A 16,725-nucleotide genomic window follows, 5' to 3' on the forward strand; every position below is an offset into this window, starting at 1 on the left:
TATCCTGTTTTTCTGTGATTCCCAAGTAATCAGATCGCAAAGTGGCACTTTGTGAATATAATAAACCAAAATTTTAGGTTTCAGCGTGACGCCACCCCTGCCTTGGTATAGGTAAAAACGGGGCGGGCAACGCCTTTTTTTTCAATCCTGATAAATAGATAGGATTTTTCTTTGTTCGCGTTTTACCTCGTTGTTGGTAGGCAGCGAAAGTTTGTTTTTTCTTAGGAATACGGCAATCGGAATACAGAGGAAGTGCTATGGAAGCGTTATCTCCGAAACAAAAGGAAATACGGCAATTGCAGCACGATCTGCTGCAAACATTATTTGCGCAGTCACCCCGCAAGTGCCCCGTCGCCGGTCTGCCGCCGCCGCAGCAATGGCTATCGACGCGGCAACTGGCCAATGCCGTCAACGTCGGTGTTTACCGGGCTCGGCGGCTGTTGTTGGATCTTGTCGCCCGGCAAAAAGTGATTGTGACGGACGGCTCTATCAACAACTCGTTGAGGTGGTATCCCACCGCGTTGCTGAACGGTGATAACGACGGCATCCCCAACAGAGATGCCCTCACTCCCCTTTAACGGAATAAATATGGCCAACCGGCCTGATTGGCGATATTTCATTGCGGAGTAATGCCGCACACTATTTATATATATTGGGATATTATCGTGAGAAAAACAGCCCTGCTATTTTTACGTTGCTGCCTGGCATTATCTTTCTTCATGCTGCTTGGCAATGCCAACGCATTTACCTGCCGCACGTCCGATGGCGGACTGATTCCACCCGGGGGCTCGACCACGCCGGTTGACGTCCGGGTACGCATCGGGCCACAGCTTTCTTATGGCAAAAACGAAATCGTCAACGTCAGCCAGGTCACCTGTAAAAACGACGTCGCGAGCTGGTATGACTATCTCAAAACCGACAGCCCGGCGCTGTCGATGAACAGTGCGATTTTTGGCACCATCGGCAGCGGTACCACCATCAACGGTAGCGATTACAACTCTCCGGTGCCATCAGGTATCAGCGTACTCAGCCTTACCGGGTTACAGACCCAGTCGGTCGCCATCCGGGTCTATATCGTGTTGAACCGTTTCCCAACGCCGGACATCAAGGTGAACAAGGGCGACGTCATCGGCCAAATAAACTTTATTCAGACCAACGATCAGCCGGGTTGCCCGCAGTGCGGCGTTTATCGCTGGCGCCTGATCGCCGACAACGACGCCTACTTCGTCACCACCAGTTGCACCATCAACAACGGCCAGCAAATCAATGTCGACTTTGGCCAGATCCGCCAGGACTTTCTGACTCAAAGCGCCAGCGACGCCCAAATCAAACAGGACAAGGCGCTCAGCTACCAATGCGACGACCAGAGCGCGACGCAGGATATTCTGATCCGCATGGTCAGCGACGCCAGTGGCTTCTCCAGCGATTTTATCAAAACCAGCAACCCTAACGTCGGCGTGGCCATGGTGTACAACGGCGCGGTGGTAAAGCCCAACAATGCCTTCAGAACGCGCATCGTCAACGGGCTGGGCAACGACACCGTAACCTTTGTGCCGGTGAAGAACAATGTGCCTTACACCAGCATCGCCACCGGCCCGCTGTCAGGCTCGGCCACGCTGATCTTCAGCGCACCTTGAAACGGGAGCCAGAATGAACATGACGAAAAAAACACGCTGCGCTCTGCTGTGGTCGCTGAGCCTGATCAGCGCCACCACCCAGGCCGCCGACCAGGGCACCAAGGTCAACATCACCGCCACCGTGGTGGCGCCTCCGCCTTGCGTGATCAATGACGGGCGCACCATCGATATCGACTTCGGCAAGGTCGGCATCAAGCGCATCGACGGCAATCGCTATATGCAACGCATCGATTACAGCATCAAATGCGAGTTTCTGGATAACAGCCGCCAGCTGAAAATGAAGATCATGGGCGGCGCGGCGGCCTTCGACGGCAGCGTGTTAACCAGCAGCGTCAATGGATTGGGCATCAAGCTGTTGGCCAACGGTAAGGCCTTCGCCATCAATACGCCGCTGAACATCGATTACGCCAATCCGCCGACGCTTGATGCAGTGCCGGTGAAAAACAGCGCCGTCACCCTGGCGGAAGGCGATTTCACCAGCGGCGCCACCATGCTGGTGGACTACTTTTAATCACCGCGCCCCAGGAACTCGCGAAAAAAAAGCCGCAACGTCTCCGTTGCGGCTTGGTCGAGAATCTTGCACCCGGGGCGCGCGCCTCACATCAGGGTATTTAGCCGAAGATCCCGCCGAACCACTGGCTCAGCTTCATCATCACCATATCCCAGATGCGGCTGAAGAAGTTGCCCTCTTTCACCTCTTGCATCACCACCAGCGGGTGTTGCTCGATGGTTTTGCCGTCCAGCTGGAAATCGATGGTGCCGACCACCTGGTTTTTCGCCAGCGGCGCTTCCAGCGTCGGCTGGGTCAGCTTGTAGCTGGCCTTCAGGTTTTTCATCTGCCCTTTCGGAATGGTGACCGAGGCGTCTTTCGCCACGCCGAGCGGCACTTCGCTGACGTCGCCGAACCACACTTTCTGGGTGACGAACGGCTTATCGGCCTTGATCGGCGTCGCGGTTTCATAGAAGCGGAAGCCCCAGGTCAGCAGCTTTTCGCTTTCACTGAAGCGTACGCGATCGCTCGGCGCGCCCAGCACCACCGAGATCAGACGCATCGGGCCGTCGGTGGCCGACGCCACCAGGTTATGGCCGGCGCCGCTGGTGTAACCGGTCTTGATGCCGTCGACGTTCAGGTTGCTGCTCCACAGCAGGCGGTTACGGTTAATCTGGCGGATCTTGTTAAAGGTGAACTCTTTTTCTTTATGCAGCGCGTATTCGTCCGGCACGTCGCGGATCAGCGCCTGGCTCAGCAGCGCCATGTCGCGCGCCGTGCTGTACTGCCCTTCCGCATCCAGACCGTGCACCGTCAGGAAGTGGGTATTCTGCAGGCCCAGGGATTTGGCGTAGTTGTTCATCAGGCCGACGAACGAATCCTGGCTGCCCGCCACGTAGTCCGCCAGCGCGATGCTGGCGTCGTTGCCCGACTGGATCACGATGCCCTTATTCAGCTCCAGTACCGGCACCTGATCGCCCGGCTTGATGAACATCAGCGAAGAACCGCGCAGCGCCGGGTTACCGGGCGCCCAGGCGTCTTTGCCGACGGTGACCAGGTCTTCCGGCTTGATCTTGCCGGCCTTGATCGCCTGGCCGATCACGTAGCTGGACATGATCTTGGTCAGGCTGGCGGGATCGAGACGGGTGTCGGCATTGCCTTCGGTCAGCACCTTGCCGCTGTTGTAATCCATCAGAATGTAGGCCTTGGCGTCTACCTGCGGCGGCGCCGGCGGCTCGGCCGCGTGCACGGCCGGGGCGGCCAGCAACAGGATGCCTACGCTGAAGGTCAGTTTTTTCAGGGAAGTGGATAAGTTTTTTTTCATCATGACGTCGCCAGAGTGTCCATTCAAACCATTGAAATAGCGTTAACTTTCAAACATGTTCACGTTTTAAGCCAACCAGCGAGAGTGGCCCGGTGCGCGCGTGCCGGCCGCAACCCCCTGCGGCGCCCATAGCGGGTAACGCAACGCACCGAAAATGCCCTTGCTGTGAGTTTATGTGATTTATCTTATTTTTGCAGGGTTTAGCGTGAATTTTCAGCATTTTTACATAACTGTACGCAGGCCCCCGCTTATCGTTCAAAAAAGCATCGCGACGCGTATTTTTGCATCCACCCACGGCTACACGGCCAAGCATCTGCACCGCTAAACATCTGCGCATCTATACGTCTAAAAAAGATTAATATATTCCATAATGGCATATATAACCGTTATTTGTTCTTTTTAAAGCGCTTATCCTCAGCGTTATCATCCATATAACGACTTTTATACCGAATAATCCTGGAGATGAGTCATGGCGATCCCCCATTCCGTCATCGAGATGATTGGCAATACCCCGATGCTGGAACTGACCCAGTTCGATACCGGCCCGTGCCGGCTGTTCGTCAAGCTGGAGAATCAAAACCCCGGTGGTTCGATCAAAGACCGCGTGGCGCTGTCAATGATCGAGCAGGCCGAGCGCGACGGCAAGCTGCAGCCGGGCGGCACCATCATCGAAGCCACCGCCGGCAATACCGGCCTGGGACTGGCACTGGTGGCGGCGCTGAAAGGCTATAAGCTGCTGCTGGTGGTACCGGACAAGATGAGCCGCGAGAAGATCTTCCACCTGCGCGCACTGGGCGTGGAAGTGCTGCTGACCCGCTCGGACGTCGGCAAGGGGCATCCGGCTTACTATCAGGATTACGCCAAACGCCTGGCCGGGGAGATCCCCGGCGCCTTTTATATCGATCAGTTCAACAACCCGGCCAACCCGGCGGCCCATACCACCACCACCGCGCCCGAACTGTGGCAGCAGATGGAGCATGACGTAGACGCTATCGTGGTTGGCGTCGGCTCCGGCGGCACGCTGGGCGGGCTGAGCCGCTATTTCGCCGACGTTTCGCCGCAGACGGAATTCGTGCTGGCCGACCCTGCCGGCTCTATCCTGGCGGACTATCTCGACAACGGCCACATCGGGGAAGCGGGCAGCTGGCTGGTGGAAGGCATCGGCGAAGACTTCGTCCCGCCGCTCAGCGACTTTGACCAGGTCCGCCACGCTTACCGCATCGGCGACGCAGAAGCCTTCACCACCGCGCGCGATCTGCTGCGCAAGGAAGGCGTGCTGGCGGGCTCGTCCACCGGCACCCTGCTGGCCGCCGCACTGCGTTACTGCCGCGCACAGACCGAACCCAAGCGGGTAGTGACCTTTGTCTGCGACAGCGGCAACAAATACCTGTCTAAAATGTATAACGACCACTGGATGCTGGAACAGGGCCTGCTGAGCAAACCGCAGCACGGCGATCTGCGCGATCTGATCGCCTACCGCCACGACGAAGGCGCCGCCGTTTCTGCCGCGCCGGACGACACGCTGGCGATCGTGCACGCCCGCATGCGGCTGTACGACATCTCGCAGCTGCCGGTGCTGGAAGGCGATCGGGTGGTCGGCCTGATCGATGAGTGGGATCTGCTGAACGCCGTCCAGGCCGACGCCGCCCACTTCAGCCTGCCGGCCAGTAGCGCAATGACCAAGCGGGTCCATACGCTGCAAAAAGAAGCCGGCTACGAAGAATTGCAGGCCACTTTCAACCATGGCCACGTCGCGGTGGTGCTCGACGGCGAGCGCTTCCTCGGCCTGATTACCCGCACAGACGTGCTAAACGCCTGGCGCCAAAAATTACGTTAATAAGGACCCATTATGGCCAAGTTTGATACGTTGACCGTTCACGCCGGTTACACCCCGGACGCCACCGGCGCCGTGATGCCGGCAATTTACGCCACCTCCACCTACGCCCAACCGGCGCCGGGCGAGCATACCGGCTACGAATACTCCCGCAGCGCCAACCCGACGCGCACCGCGCTGGAAAGCGCCATCGCCGAACTGGAAGGCGGCAGCCGCGGCTACGCCTTCGCCTCCGGCCTGGCGGCCTGTTCCACGGTGCTGGAGCTGCTCGATAAAGACAGCCACCTGATCGCGGTAGACGACCTGTACGGCGGCACCTATCGCCTGCTGGAAAAGGTGCGCAGCCGCACCGCCGGCCTGCGCGTCACCTACGTGTCACCGGCGGATCTCGCCGGGCTGGAACAGGCGATCGAGCCGGATACCAAAATGATCTGGGTGGAAACCCCGACCAACCCCTTGCTGAAACTGGCGGATCTGAGCGCCATCGCCGCGATCGCCAAAAAGCATCAGCTAATCAGCGTGGCGGACAATACCTTCGCTTCGCCGTATCTGCAGCGTCCGCTGGATCTGGGCTTTGACGTGGTGGTGCACTCCGCCACCAAATACCTCAACGGCCACTCCGACGTGGTGGCCGGCGTCGCGGCGGTGGGGGATAACCCGGCGCTGGCGGAGCAGCTCGGTTTCCTGCAAAACGCGGTCGGCGGCATTCTCGATCCGTTCAGCAGCTTCCTGACGCTGCGCGGCATCCGCACCCTGGCCCTGCGCATGCAGCGCCACAGCGACAGCGCGCTGCGCATCGCCCAGTGGCTGGAGAGCCAGCCGCAGGTGGAAAACGTCTACTATCCCGGCCTGCCGAGCCACCCGCAGCATGAGCTGGCGGCGCGCCAGATGACGCGCTTCGGCGGCATGATCTCGGTGCGGTTGAAAGGCGACGACGCCTATGCGCGCCGGGTCATTCAGCGCTCGCGCCTGTTCACCCTGGCGGAAAGCCTGGGCGGCGTGGAAAGCCTGATCAGCCAGCCGTTCAGCATGACGCACGCCTCCATTCCGCTGGAACAGCGCCTGGCAACCGGCATCACGCCGCAGCTGGTGCGCCTGTCGGTGGGGATTGAGGATGTGGAAGATCTGATCGCCGATCTGCAGCAGGCGCTGGCGGAATAATCGCCCGAATCAATCGCCATCAGCCCGGCCGGCGCGCCGGGCTTTTTTGTGCCTGATGTTCAGACGCCGATGACGTCCCGATAAAAGCGCTGTGCCACATCGGGGTGGGAACGGATGCGGCCTTTCAGGTAGTTATACCCCACGTCGCGCAGCAGCGGATTGAGCGGATCGCTGGCCGGGCCGCGCGCCTGCGCCGCCAGCGACGGCGGCAGTTGATACAACGGCACCACCGCGTCCAATCGCGCGCCGAGGAAGAAGGCGATCGACAGCCTGTCGCGCCCCGCCGGCGGCGTTTCCACCCGGTGCACCGTGGCGCGCAGGTAGCCGTTGGTCGCCAGCTCCAGCAGCTCGCCGATGTTCACCACGAAGGTGTCCTCACGCGGCTGGGCGTCAATCCACCGCCCTTCGCTCACCTCCACCTGCAGCCCTTTTTGCGCGTCCTGCAGCAGGAAGCTGAGAAAGCCGGAGTCCTTGTGCGCGCCGACGCCCTGTGCGCTGGCGGTAGCGTCCCGCCCCGGGTAGCGAATCAGTTTGATGTGTTCGTTGGGCTTCTCGCCGTACAAGCGATCGAAAGCCTGCTCCGGCAGCGACAGCGCCAAAGCGAAAGCGCGCAGCAGCCGCAGCGACATGGCGGTCATCGCCTGTTGCCACTGCAGCAGCAGCGGTTTCAGCGTCGGCAGCGCCGCCGGCCACTGGTTTGGCCCCTGCAGACGCGCCCAGCGCGGGGTGTCGTCAGACAGCGTTAGCGCCGGGCGTTCGGCGCCGATATCGAACTGCTCACGCCAGTCCGGCTGGCCACGCGTCAGCTCCGCCGCCGCCCGGTTGTAACCACGAAAGTGCGGCGAATGCACCATCTGCACCGCCAATTTGTCGGCTTCCGGCAGCGCGAAGAATTGTCGCGCGCCCTGCTGCAGCCGCGCATTCAGCGCACTGTCCACACCGTGCCCGCGCAGATAGAAAAAACCGACGTCGCGGGCCGCCGCGCGCAAATCGTCAAGAAAGGCGCGCCGCCGGCGCGCATCGCCGTCAAGCTGCGAAAGATCCAGCAGCGGCAGCGTCTTCAGCGTCGTCAGGTGCGTCATCATGCGGTTCCTCTTCTTCCCCGATCGCGATCGGGCTGCCGTACAGGCGAATAATCAACATTGTCTCTCTCCAGCGGGTGGCTGCGTTTGCCTCATAGTTATCACCGCGCTCGCCGGGGCGGCCAATATTGTTGCGTTCTAAGTTATGCAAACGTTCAACAAACTGTCGCAAAACCGTCATCAATGTTTCTTATGCTCTGCGCAATTTCGCCGACGCCGCTGGCTGGCGATGGGCGCTATCCGCTATCCTGTAAACGACCTCATACCCTGCCTGCCGGAGAAATACTGATGGATTTAGCCTTATTCGACCTGGATGAAACCCTGATTGACGATGACAGCGCCAGCCTGTGGATCCGCTGGCTGGTCGGCCAGGGCTTCGCGCCGGCGGAGCTGGAACTGCAGGAGCAGCAGCTGATGCAGCTCTATTATCAGGGCAAGCTGTCGATGGAAGACTATATGCAGGCTACGCTGGCGCCGCTGACCGGCCTGAGCGTGCAAACCGTGGCCGGCTGGGTGCAACGCTACATTCGCCGCGATATCCTGCCGCGCGTCTATCCCGCCGCCCGTGAGCGCCTGCAGTGGCACCGCGAGCGCGGCGACTGCATCCTGGTGATCTCCGCCACCGGCGAGCACCTGGTGGCGCCGATCGCAGAACAGCTCGGCGCCGACGATGCGCTGGCGATCGGCGTGGAAATCAGCGACGGCCGCTTCACCGGCAACACCTACGGCACCATGACCTACCAACAGGGTAAGGTGATCCGCCTGCAACACTGGCTGGCGCAGCATCCGCACCTGAAATTCGAACACAGCCACGGCTACAGCGACTCCCTCAACGATAAGGCGATGCTGCAATTCGTCGACAGCGCTACGGTGATCAACCCCGACAGCGAGTTGAGCGCGCTGGCGGCGGAACACGGCTGGGAAGTGTGCCGCTGGGAGCGCTGAGCGGCAGGCAAAAAGTGCCCTGCGGTGTGACAAAAAGCGCGTTGTGGCGTAGGTATTAAGGGTCTTTAATCCGCTAACGGAGTTATCCCATGCTGACCATTTGGGGTCGTGAGAATTCGAACAACGTCAGGAAGGTGCTGTGGTGCGCCGCCGAACTGGGGCTGAGCTATACCCACATCAACGCCGGCGGCGCGTTCGGCAAGGTGAACGAAGAGAGTTACCGCGCGCTGAACCCGAACGGCCTGGTGCCGCTGCTGCAGGACGATGACTTCGTGCTGTGGGAGTCCAACACCATCGTGCGCTACCTGGCGGCGAAATTCGGCGACGCGACGTTCTATCCGCAAGATCTGCAGGCACGCGCCGCCGCCGAGAAGTGGATGGACTGGACTACCTCGACTATCGTCCCGGCCTTCACCATCGTCTTTTGGGGCCTGATACGCACCGCGCCGGAATTGCGCGACATGGCGAAAATCGAAGCGGCGATCGCCACGCTGGAAAAACACTTCGACGTCATTGAACAGACGCTGGCACGCCAGCCTTACCTCTCCGGCGACGCGTTCGGCTTTGGCGATATTCCGCTCGGCAGCTTCGCCTACGCCTGGTTCGAGATGCCGATAGCCCGCCGTTCGCGGCCGAACATGGAGCGCTGGTATCAGCAGCTGCGCGCTCGCCCGGCCTACCAGCGCGGCGTGATGAGCGAACTTACCTGATCGCTACGGGGCGTTACGACGCCCCGACTTTCAGCAGCTTGCCGTCCCGCTCGTCCGTCAGCAGATACAGGTAGCCATCCGGCCCGCTACGTACCTCGCGAATGCGCTCGCCGCGATCGCCCAGCAACCGCTCTTCCGCCACCACCTTGTCGCCTTCCAGCGTCAGGCGAATCAGTTCCTTTTGCGCCAGCGCGCCGATGAACAGCGAGTGCCGCCAGGCGGGGAAGCGCTGCCCGTCATAAAACGCCATGCCGCTGAGGCCGGGCGAAACCCGCCAATAGTGCAGCGGCTGTTCGGTGCCGGGCACCCGTTCCCCCCTGGCCTCCGGGATCGGCTGGCCGGAATAATTGATGCCGTAGGTGGCCAGCGGCCAGCCGTAGTTTTTACCCGGCTGCGGGATGTTGAGCTCATCGCCGCCGCGCGGGCCGTGCTCGTGCTCCCAGATCGCGCCGCTCCACGGGTTCAGCGCCAGCCCTTGCGGATTGCGGTGGCCGTAGGACCAAACTTCCGGCCGTTTGCCGGCCTGGCCGACCCAGGGGTTGTCCGGCGGCACTGCGCCTTCGGCGGTCAGCCGCACCAGCTTGCCCTGCAGCTTGTCAGTCTCCTGCGCCGTCGGCCGCTGGTTGTTTTCGCCCAGCGCAATAAACAGGTAGCCCTGCCTGTCGAACGCCAGCTTGCCGCCGAAGTGATTGCCGACCGACAGCTTGGGCAGTTGGCGGAAGATCACCTTGAAGTTTTCCAGCCGCGCGCCGTCGTCGCTCAAACGGCCGTAGCCGACCGCCGTGCCGGCTTTGCCGCCCTCGCCCGGTTCGGCGAAGCTGAGGTACACCCGGCGGCTGGCGGCGAAGTCGGGGGCCGGCAACACCTCCAGCAGGCCGCCCTGCCCCTCGGCGTAAACCTGCGGCACGCCGGCGATCGGCGGCGACAGGCCTTTGCCCTGCTGCCACAGCCGCAGCCGGCCGGGCCGTTCGGTGATAAGCAGGCCTTGTTCCGCCGGCAAGAAGGCCAGCGACCACGGGTGTTCCAGGCCGTCCTGCAGTTGGCTGACCGTCGGCGCAGCGTGCAGCAGGCCGCTGCACAGCAGCAAACCGGCCAGCAAAGTCAATCGGGGCATGGCGTCCTCCTGGGGTGAAATGACCCGTTTAGTGTAGCCCACTCAGCGGATGTGGTCGTTTGCATTACATTTCAATAGGTTGCCTTTTGGCCGTAGTGTGCTTAAGTTAACGCATCACCCAGGAGGAATCATGGACATTACCGTTACCGACGCGATTGACGAACACACCCTCGATGCGATCAGGCAAGGCCTGCGCGCTTACAACCTGCCCCATATCGACGCCCGTCACCGCAAGTCGCTCAGCGTCTATGCGCGCGACGAGGCCGGCACGGTGATCGGCGGGCTGACCGCCGAAACCTGGGGCAACTGGCTGAGCGTCGAGTGGCTGTGGGTGGCGGACTCCCAACGCGGCAGCGGCCTCGGCGGCCGGTTGATGCGCGCCGCCGAACGCGAGGCGCAGGCGCGCGGCTGCCGCTACGCTCGCCTGGATACCTTCAGTTTCCAGGCGCGGCCGTTCTACGAAAAACTCGGCTATCAGCTGCAAATGACGCTAAAAGATTATCCGGTGGAACATGAGTGTTATTTTCTCACCAAAACCCTGACTGATTAATGGATGGACGGATGGACAGCAAAAGCATGGTGGTGAACTGTGTGGCGTACAAAGCCGGCCAACGGCTGGGCGAAGTGACCATCGACGATATCAGCGAGGTGGTCAAACAGCCGGACACCTTCGTCTGGCTGGGGCTCCGGCAGCCGGAACCGGCGTTTATGCGCAAGGTGCAGGAGGAGTTCGGCCTGCACGATCTGGCGATCGAAGACGCGCTGTGCGCGCACCAGCGGCCGAAGCTGGAGACCTACGGCGATTCGCTGTTCATCGTGGTTAAAACCGCGCAGTGGGGCGAGCACGACGAAATCGAATACGGTGAAACCCACTTCTTCGTCGGCAAAAACTTTCTGGTGACGGTGCGCCACGGCGCCTCGCCCAGCTACGCGCCGATCCGCGCCAAGGCGGAAGAGAACCGCAAGCAGATGTGCCGTGGGCCGGGCTTCGCCCTCTATTCGGTGCTGGACTTCGTGGTGGACAACTACCGCAGCGTGGTGGCGCGCTTCGAGAGCACCATCGAGAATATCGAAGCCAACATGTTCCAGTCGGAGTTCGATCAGGCGGCGATCGAGAACGTCTATACCCTGCGCCGCCATCTGCTGGCGCTGCGCAACGCCGCGCTGCCGATGGATGAAATCTGCAACCAGCTGATCCGCCTGCACGAAGAGGTGATCCCGAAAGAGCTGCGCGCCTACGTGCGCGACGTGCAGGATCACGCGCATCAGGTGGTCAGCAATATCGACGACATGCGTGAAATGCTGACCAACGCCATGCACGTCAACCTGGCGCTGGTGACGGTCAAGCAGAACGAAGTGGTGAAACGGCTGGCGGGCTGGGGCGCGATTTTGGCCATTCCGACGGTGGTCTTCAGCCTGTACGGCATGAACTTCGCCGACATGCCGGAGCTGAAGTTCCCGTGGGCCTACCACGCCACGCTGGGGGTGACCGCCGTCGGCTGCATTTTCCTGTATCAGAAGCTGAAGAAATCGGGCTGGCTGTAAGCGCCAAAACGGCGGCTGTTGCCGCCGGCAAAAACCCTCTGCGGGGCAGCCCGCCCCGCCGCTTCAGTACAGCATCGGCCTCCGATCGCGATGCACGTGATTGTGGCGGCCGATGCGCTTGTCATCGGCCGCGCCGATATCCATCGATGCCAGCACCATGCCTTCGCCCGTCAGGCTCTGCGTCAATGGATAGCCGTCGGCGTCGACGATCGCCGAGCCGCCGATCCACGCGACGCCGCGCTCCGTTTCGCAACGATCGCACACCGCGATGAACAGCCGATTGACGGCGGCATTGGCCTGCGCCTTCACCATCTCCGCCGGCCGTTCGCCCTGCGGGCGCGGCGCCAGCGGCCAGTTGACCGGCGCGCACAACAACTGAGCGCCGGCCAGCGCCGGCAGCCGCACCCACTCAGGGAATTCGAGATCGTAACAGATCATCACCGCCAACCGGCCGAAGCGGGTCTCGACGACCGGCGGCGGCCGATCGCCGGCGGTAAAAATGGTGCTCTCTTCATGCCACAGGTGCGCTTTGCGATAAATCGCCCTCACCCCCTGCGCATCGATCAATGCCGCGCTGTTGGCCACCTCGCCATCAGGCAGGCGCTCGCAAAAACCGGCGACGATCGCCACATCCAACTCGCGCGCCAGGCCCCGCCACAGGCTGAGGCTAGGCCCGTCTTCGGCCTCGGCCAACGCGCGCGCCTCCGCCTTATCACGCAGCACGTAGCCGCTGTTCACCAGCTCCGGCAGCACGATGACGTTGGCGCCGCGCTGCGCCGCCCGGCGGATCGCCTGGGCGGACAGTGCCCGATTGTGTTCCGCTTCCCCGACCCGCAACGCTAACTGGCAGCATGCGACGCTGATTTTTTCCTTCACTCCCGTTCTCCTTCCAATAAACCTTCGCAGCACAACGCCACCCGCCGTTCGGCTTCAAGATCGAGCTTCCGGCACATCACGACATAAACGCTCCCGGCCACCAGCAGGCCGACCAGAAAAGCGATATCCGCACCGCCCAGTAAAACAGCAAAGGGGCCGGTGTAAAAGCCCAACGTCATGAACGGCACCATCGCCAGCAGGCCGATCGCATAGGCCGTCAGGCCAGGGCGCCCCCAGCGGCCGTAGATCCCCGCCGGGTTGAAGATTTCACCGATCGCGTAATGCCCGCCGCGCACCACGTAAAAGTCCATCAGATTCACCGCCGTCCAGGGCACCAGGAAATACAGCATCAGCAGCACGAAGGTGTTGAAGCTGGCGAGATAGCTTGCCGGGATAGCCAACGCCACCGCAAATACCGTCAGGGCGACGACGCCAATGCCGATCATGCGTAATCTCAACGTCGGCGTCACTTTACGGAACGCGTCAATCGCGCCGAGGCTGGTCAGCATTGCGCCATAACAGTTGACCGCCATGATGCCGACCAGCGAGGGCACGGCGATCAGCACGGCCAGCGTGCCAAACCCCGGGTAAACGGCATTACCCACCGCCTGTACGCTGCCGATCGCATCGGGGGCCGGTAAGGCTGAAGCCAGAAACGCGCCCAGCGACATCAGCCAAAGCGCCGATCCTGCCGCCCCCAGATAAGTCCAAAAGATCACTTTGGCAGACGGCGTTTCCTGCGGCAGATAGCGCGAATAGTCGGAAACGTACACCGCGTAGCTGATCTGGTAGCCGGCGGCGGCCGACAGCTGAATCAAAAAGGCCGCCCACGAGAAATGCCCGGCGCCGACGGCGGCATCCATCCGCAGCGACAACGCGGCGCCGATCGTCAGCACGCCGAACACCGCCATCATCACATAGGTCAGCCAGCGCTGCACCGCATGCAGCATATCGTGGCCGACGATCGCCAACAGCACGGCCACCGCGATCAGCAACGCATACCAGGGCAGACGGTGCCCCGGCAACACCGTGTTGATCGCATCGGTCGCGAGAATAACGTTGAACACGTTGAAACCGATGTAAACAAACACCACGGCGGCAAAGGGCACGATGGCGCCACGCAGGCCGAATTGGGCCCGCGACTGGATCATCTGCGGCAGCCCCATGCGCGGCCCCTGATTGGCATGACACGCCATGAAGAACGTGCCGCACCCTACGCCGGCGGCAATGGCCAGCATCGAATAAAGCGCGCCCAACCCCAACGCAGGGCCGGTGAAACCGACCACCATCGTCGTCAAAACGAAATTACCGGTAAACCAAAACGGCGCCTGATGCCAAACCTTGCCATGCCGCTCGTGACGGGGCACATAGTCTATCGAGCGCACTTCAATTTTTGGGCGTGACGCCACATTGCGATTGTTCATGTTCCACCTCGTCGCGATCATTAGCCTCGTCTCAACGCTCGGTTTGCGGCTGCAGCTGCGCTGCCGGGCGGCTCAACAGGCTGCCCAACACGAAGGCGACGCCGCCGCCCAGCAGGCCGCCGTAGATCGGGCTGTTGGCGTCGATGCCGTGCCAGATCATCAGCCCCACCACGCACAGGCTGCCGGTCAGCATGCTGGCAATGGCACCGGCGCTGGTGGCGCGCGGCCAGAAGATCGCCCCCACCAGCGGGATCAGCATGCCGCCCACCAACAGGTTGTAAGCCAGCGTCAGCGCCGCCAGCACGTCGCGTACCACAAACGCCAGCCCCAGCATGACCACGCCCATGAGAAGCGTGGTGAAGCGCCCGGCGGCCAACCCGCCGGAAGGTTTGCGCCGGATGGCCGGCAATACGTCCTCCAGCGCGATGGTGGAAGAGGCCAGCAGGCAGGCGCTGGCGGTGGACATCAGCGCTGCCAACGCCGCGGCGGCCACCAGCCCGCTGACGCCGACCGGCAACACCGCCTGCGCGATGGCGGCGAAGGCGCCGTCGGTGTTGCTGAGCGACGGCTGTACGATCTTGCCGGCCATGCCGATCAGCGCGCCGGTCACGCCGTACAGCACGCAATAGACGCCCGCTCCCAGCCCGGCGAAGCGCGCCACGTTGGCGCTGCGGGCGGTGAACACCCGCTGCCAGATGTCCTGGCCGATCAAAATGCCGAAGAAGTAGATCAGGAAGAATACCAAAATGGTGTCCAACCCGATCGACGACAGCTGGTAGTAACCGGCGGGCAGCAGGCTGGTGAAGGCTTCCCAGCCGCCGGCCTTGACGATGCTCATCGGCATCAGCACCAGCATCATGCCGACGGTCATGATGATGAACTGAATGATGTCGGTCAGCGTCAGCGACCACATGCCCCCCAGCGTCGAATACAGCACCACCAGCCCGCCGCCGAGCAGGATAGACGCGCTGAACGACAGGCCGAACATCACCTGCATCACGCTGCCGATGGCGATGATCGAGGTCACCGCCACCATCAGGTCATACGCCAGCATGATCGCGCCGCTGGTGACCCGCGCCGCCGGGTGATAGCGCCGCGACAACACCTGGCTGACGGTATACAGCTTCAACTTGAGCAGCGGCTTGGCCAGCACCAGGCTCAGCACCACGATGCCCAGCCCGAGCGCGCCGCACAGCCAGACGCCGGAGATGCCGTAGGTGTAGCCGAGTTTGACGCTGCCGATGGTCGACGCGCCGCCGAGCACCACCGCCGACAGCGTGCCCAAATACAGCCCCGGCCCCAGATTGCGCCCGGCGACCAGATACGCCTCTTTGGAATTGGCGCGGCGAATGCCCATCCACCCCACCGCGCCTATCACCAGAAAGTAAAACACCACGACCAGCAGATCGAGATTCATGGGTACCTCCACTCCGTTGTTATTGTTATCAGGGGCCCCGGCGCAACCGCTCCGCCGGTAGGGTCAGCGCACCGGCCTCAGCGGGCCGGCAGCACGCACAACATTTCAAACAGCAGGTTGGCGGCCAGCAGCGCCGTGTTGCCGGAGCGATCGTAAGGTGGCGACACCTCCACCACGTCGCCGCCCACCAGGTTCAGCCCGTGGCAGCCGCGCACGATCTCCAGCCCCTGCCAGACCGACAGCCCGCCGACTTCCGGCGTGCCGGTGCCCGGTGCGAAGGCCGGATCCAGTCCGTCGATATCGAAGCTGAGGTAAACCGGCGCATCGCCCATCTGTTCGCGGATCTCCGCCATCAGCGGCGTCAGCGACCGGTGCCAGCAGGCCTCGGCCGGCACCACGCGGAAGCCCTGGCGCCGTGACCAGTCGAAGTCGTCCGCCGCATAGCCGCTGCCGCGCAGGCCAATCTGCACCACCTTTTCCGGCGCCAGCAGCCCCTCCTCGAACGCGCGGCGGAAGGTGGTGCCGTGCGCCAGCTGTTCGCCGAACATCTCCTCATTGGTGTCGGAATGCGCATCAACGTGGATCAGCCCGACCGGGCCATGCCGACGGGCGACGGCGCGCAGCACCGGCAGCGTCAGCGTGTGGTCGCCGCCGAGCGTCAACGGCATGCAGCCGTGCGCCAGGATCTCGTGGTAAGCCGCCTCGATGCGCTGCACGCTGTCCGCCAGGCTGTAAGGGTTGATGGCGACATCCCCCAGATCGGCCACCTGCAGCCGTTCGAACGGGGCGGAGCCGGTGCCCATGTTGTAAGGGCGGATCATCACCGACTCCTGGCGGATCTGGCGCGGGCCATAGCGGGTGCCGCTGCGGTTGGAGGTGCCGATATCCAGCGGAATGCCGACAAAGGCGGCATCCAGACCGTGCGCCTGGTCGGCCGCGGGCAGGCGCATCATGGTGGGAATACCGGCAAAGCGCGGCATGTCGTTACCGCTTTGGGGTTGGTTCAGCATGGCGTTTCCTTGTCTTTATCTGCGATGAATTGAAACATTTGAGCAACATTCGCAGACTACCCCGTTGGCCACCCCGGCTACCATTCCCGCTTTTGCATGTAAACATCGAAAAACGCGATGCAACTAACTTATTGAAGTATTGATTTTTATTTCCAA

17 protein-coding genes are annotated in these 16,725 nt (G+C 62.0%); 9 read left to right on the forward strand and 8 right to left on the reverse strand.

Annotated elements, in window-relative coordinates; genetic code table 11:
* Positions 1-257: 257 nt before the first annotated feature.
* From WCL58_RS04555 to WCL58_RS04565, 3 genes are all read left to right on the forward strand, one after another.
* Entirely contained in the window at positions 258-578 is a 321-nt protein-coding gene (locus WCL58_RS04555; RefSeq protein ID WP_047728024.1) for a hypothetical protein, read from the forward strand.
* Positions 579-719: 141 nt separating this feature from the next.
* Positions 720-1,637, forward strand: coding sequence for a fimbrial protein (locus WCL58_RS04560; RefSeq protein ID WP_072265445.1), 918 nt, complete (start codon positions 720-722; stop codon positions 1,635-1,637).
* 19 nt (positions 1,638-1,656) lie between these two features.
* Positions 1,657-2,148: a fimbrial protein gene (locus tag WCL58_RS04565; RefSeq protein WP_225528983.1), complete on the forward strand. Its 492-nt coding sequence runs from the start codon at positions 1,657-1,659 to the stop codon at positions 2,146-2,148.
* A gap of 100 nt (positions 2,149-2,248) precedes the next feature.
* Here the strand turns inward: WCL58_RS04565 and WCL58_RS04570 are convergent, their stop codons facing one another.
* Positions 2,249-3,454: a serine hydrolase gene (locus WCL58_RS04570; RefSeq protein ID WP_038881127.1), complete on the reverse strand. Its 1,206-nt coding sequence runs from the start codon at positions 3,452-3,454 to the stop codon at positions 2,249-2,251.
* 466 nt (positions 3,455-3,920) lie between these two features.
* Between WCL58_RS04570 and WCL58_RS04575 the strand changes: the two genes are divergently transcribed.
* Positions 3,921-5,288 carry a pyridoxal-phosphate dependent enzyme gene (locus WCL58_RS04575; protein WP_060440321.1) on the forward strand — a complete coding sequence of 456 codons (1,368 nt, stop codon included), beginning with the start codon at positions 3,921-3,923 and terminating at the stop codon, positions 5,286-5,288.
* A gap of 12 nt (positions 5,289-5,300) precedes the next feature.
* Positions 5,301-6,446: a trans-sulfuration enzyme family protein gene (locus WCL58_RS04580; RefSeq protein WP_025302206.1), complete on the forward strand. Its 1,146-nt coding sequence runs from the start codon at positions 5,301-5,303 to the stop codon at positions 6,444-6,446.
* Positions 6,447-6,505: 59 nt separating this feature from the next.
* Here WCL58_RS04580 and WCL58_RS04585 read toward each other — a convergent pair whose 3' ends face one another.
* Positions 6,506-7,528, reverse strand: a complete 1,023-nt coding sequence (locus tag WCL58_RS04585) for an isopenicillin N synthase family dioxygenase (RefSeq protein WP_070913983.1) — start codon at positions 7,526-7,528, stop codon at positions 6,506-6,508.
* Positions 7,473-7,709, reverse strand: a complete 237-nt coding sequence (locus WCL58_RS04590) for a hypothetical protein (RefSeq protein ID WP_072271032.1) — start codon at positions 7,707-7,709, stop codon at positions 7,473-7,475. Before WCL58_RS04590 ends, WCL58_RS04585 begins: the two co-directional genes overlap by 56 nt.
* Positions 7,710-7,816: 107 nt before the next feature.
* On the opposite strand from WCL58_RS04590, the gene WCL58_RS04595 reads away from it, so the two are divergent.
* Together WCL58_RS04595 and WCL58_RS04600 are read left to right on the forward strand one after the other, a co-directional pair.
* The gene (locus WCL58_RS04595; RefSeq protein ID WP_004938759.1) at positions 7,817-8,473 is read left to right on the forward strand and encodes an HAD family hydrolase; all 657 of its coding nucleotides are present in this window, start codon (positions 7,817-7,819) and stop codon (positions 8,471-8,473) included.
* An 89-nt stretch (positions 8,474-8,562) separates the two neighbouring features.
* The gene (locus WCL58_RS04600) at positions 8,563-9,183 is read left to right on the forward strand and encodes a glutathione S-transferase family protein (RefSeq protein WP_049202237.1); all 621 of its coding nucleotides are present in this window, start codon (positions 8,563-8,565) and stop codon (positions 9,181-9,183) included.
* A gap of 13 nt (positions 9,184-9,196) precedes the next feature.
* Here WCL58_RS04600 and WCL58_RS04605 read toward each other — a convergent pair whose 3' ends face one another.
* Positions 9,197-10,297, reverse strand: coding sequence for a PQQ-dependent sugar dehydrogenase (locus WCL58_RS04605; RefSeq protein ID WP_336850606.1), 1,101 nt, complete (start codon positions 10,295-10,297; stop codon positions 9,197-9,199).
* Between the two features lie 130 nt (positions 10,298-10,427).
* Between WCL58_RS04605 and WCL58_RS04610 the strand changes: the two genes are divergently transcribed.
* The gene (locus WCL58_RS04610) at positions 10,428-10,847 is read left to right on the forward strand and encodes a GNAT family N-acetyltransferase (RefSeq protein WP_197652081.1); all 420 of its coding nucleotides are present in this window, start codon (positions 10,428-10,430) and stop codon (positions 10,845-10,847) included.
* Between the two features lie 11 nt (positions 10,848-10,858).
* Positions 10,859-11,842 carry a magnesium and cobalt transport protein CorA gene (locus WCL58_RS04615; protein ID WP_055312326.1) on the forward strand — a complete coding sequence of 328 codons (984 nt, stop codon included), beginning with the start codon at positions 10,859-10,861 and terminating at the stop codon, positions 11,840-11,842.
* A 63-nt stretch (positions 11,843-11,905) separates the two neighbouring features.
* Here WCL58_RS04615 and WCL58_RS04620 read toward each other — a convergent pair whose 3' ends face one another.
* The 4 genes from WCL58_RS04620 to speB form a co-directional block, all read right to left on the reverse strand.
* A complete protein-coding gene (locus WCL58_RS04620) occupies positions 11,906-12,718 on the reverse strand; it encodes a nitrilase-related carbon-nitrogen hydrolase (RefSeq protein WP_336850607.1) in 813 nt (270 codons plus the stop codon).
* On the reverse strand, positions 12,715-14,142 hold the full coding sequence (locus WCL58_RS04625) for a purine-cytosine permease family protein (RefSeq protein WP_336850608.1): 1,428 nt from the start codon (positions 14,140-14,142) through the stop codon (positions 12,715-12,717). The genes WCL58_RS04620 and WCL58_RS04625 overlap by 4 nt, the downstream gene beginning before the upstream one ends.
* Positions 14,143-14,173: 31 nt before the next feature.
* Complete coding sequence (locus tag WCL58_RS04630) at positions 14,174-15,559, reverse strand: sodium:solute symporter (protein WP_336850610.1); 1,386 nt, start codon at positions 15,557-15,559, stop codon at positions 14,174-14,176.
* A gap of 77 nt (positions 15,560-15,636) precedes the next feature.
* A complete protein-coding gene (speB, locus tag WCL58_RS04635; protein ID WP_033637774.1) occupies positions 15,637-16,569 on the reverse strand; it encodes an agmatinase in 933 nt (310 codons plus the stop codon).
* Between the last annotated feature and the right edge of the window lie 156 nt (positions 16,570-16,725).

Source organism: Serratia sp. TMDUHS_CL (assembly GCF_037137105.1).
GTDB classification, from domain to species: domain Bacteria; phylum Pseudomonadota; class Gammaproteobacteria; order Enterobacterales; family Enterobacteriaceae; genus Serratia; species Serratia nevei.

Bases quoted from the DNA above. Each gene is read 5' to 3' on its own strand.
- WCL58_RS04555 (WP_047728024.1), top strand. From the start codon at position 258: ATGGAAGCGTTATCTCCGAAACAAAAGGAAATACGGCAATTGCAGCAC.
- WCL58_RS04560 (WP_072265445.1), top strand. From the start codon at position 720: ATGCTGCTTGGCAATGCCAACGCATTTACCTGCCGCACGTCCGATGGC.
- WCL58_RS04565 (WP_225528983.1), top strand. From the start codon at position 1,657: ATGACGAAAAAAACACGCTGCGCTCTGCTGTGGTCGCTGAGCCTGATC.
- WCL58_RS04570 (WP_038881127.1), bottom strand. From the start codon at position 3,454: ATGATGAAAAAAAACTTATCCACTTCCCTGAAAAAACTGACCTTCAGC.
- WCL58_RS04575 (WP_060440321.1), top strand. From the start codon at position 3,921: ATGGCGATCCCCCATTCCGTCATCGAGATGATTGGCAATACCCCGATG.
- WCL58_RS04580 (WP_025302206.1), top strand. From the start codon at position 5,301: ATGGCCAAGTTTGATACGTTGACCGTTCACGCCGGTTACACCCCGGAC.
- WCL58_RS04585 (WP_070913983.1), bottom strand. From the start codon at position 7,528: ATGACGCACCTGACGACGCTGAAGACGCTGCCGCTGCTGGATCTTTCG.
- WCL58_RS04590 (WP_072271032.1), bottom strand. From the start codon at position 7,709: ATGACGGTTTTGCGACAGTTTGTTGAACGTTTGCATAACTTAGAACGC.
- WCL58_RS04595 (WP_004938759.1), top strand. From the start codon at position 7,817: ATGGATTTAGCCTTATTCGACCTGGATGAAACCCTGATTGACGATGAC.
- WCL58_RS04600 (WP_049202237.1), top strand. From the start codon at position 8,563: ATGCTGACCATTTGGGGTCGTGAGAATTCGAACAACGTCAGGAAGGTG.
- WCL58_RS04605 (WP_336850606.1), bottom strand. From the start codon at position 10,297: ATGCCCCGATTGACTTTGCTGGCCGGTTTGCTGCTGTGCAGCGGCCTG.
- WCL58_RS04610 (WP_197652081.1), top strand. From the start codon at position 10,428: ATGGACATTACCGTTACCGACGCGATTGACGAACACACCCTCGATGCG.
- WCL58_RS04615 (WP_055312326.1), top strand. From the start codon at position 10,859: ATGGACAGCAAAAGCATGGTGGTGAACTGTGTGGCGTACAAAGCCGGC.
- WCL58_RS04625 (WP_336850608.1), bottom strand. From the start codon at position 14,142: ATGAACAATCGCAATGTGGCGTCACGCCCAAAAATTGAAGTGCGCTCG.
- WCL58_RS04630 (WP_336850610.1), bottom strand. From the start codon at position 15,559: ATGAATCTCGATCTGCTGGTCGTGGTGTTTTACTTTCTGGTGATAGGC.
- speB (WP_033637774.1), bottom strand. From the start codon at position 16,569: ATGCTGAACCAACCCCAAAGCGGTAACGACATGCCGCGCTTTGCCGGT.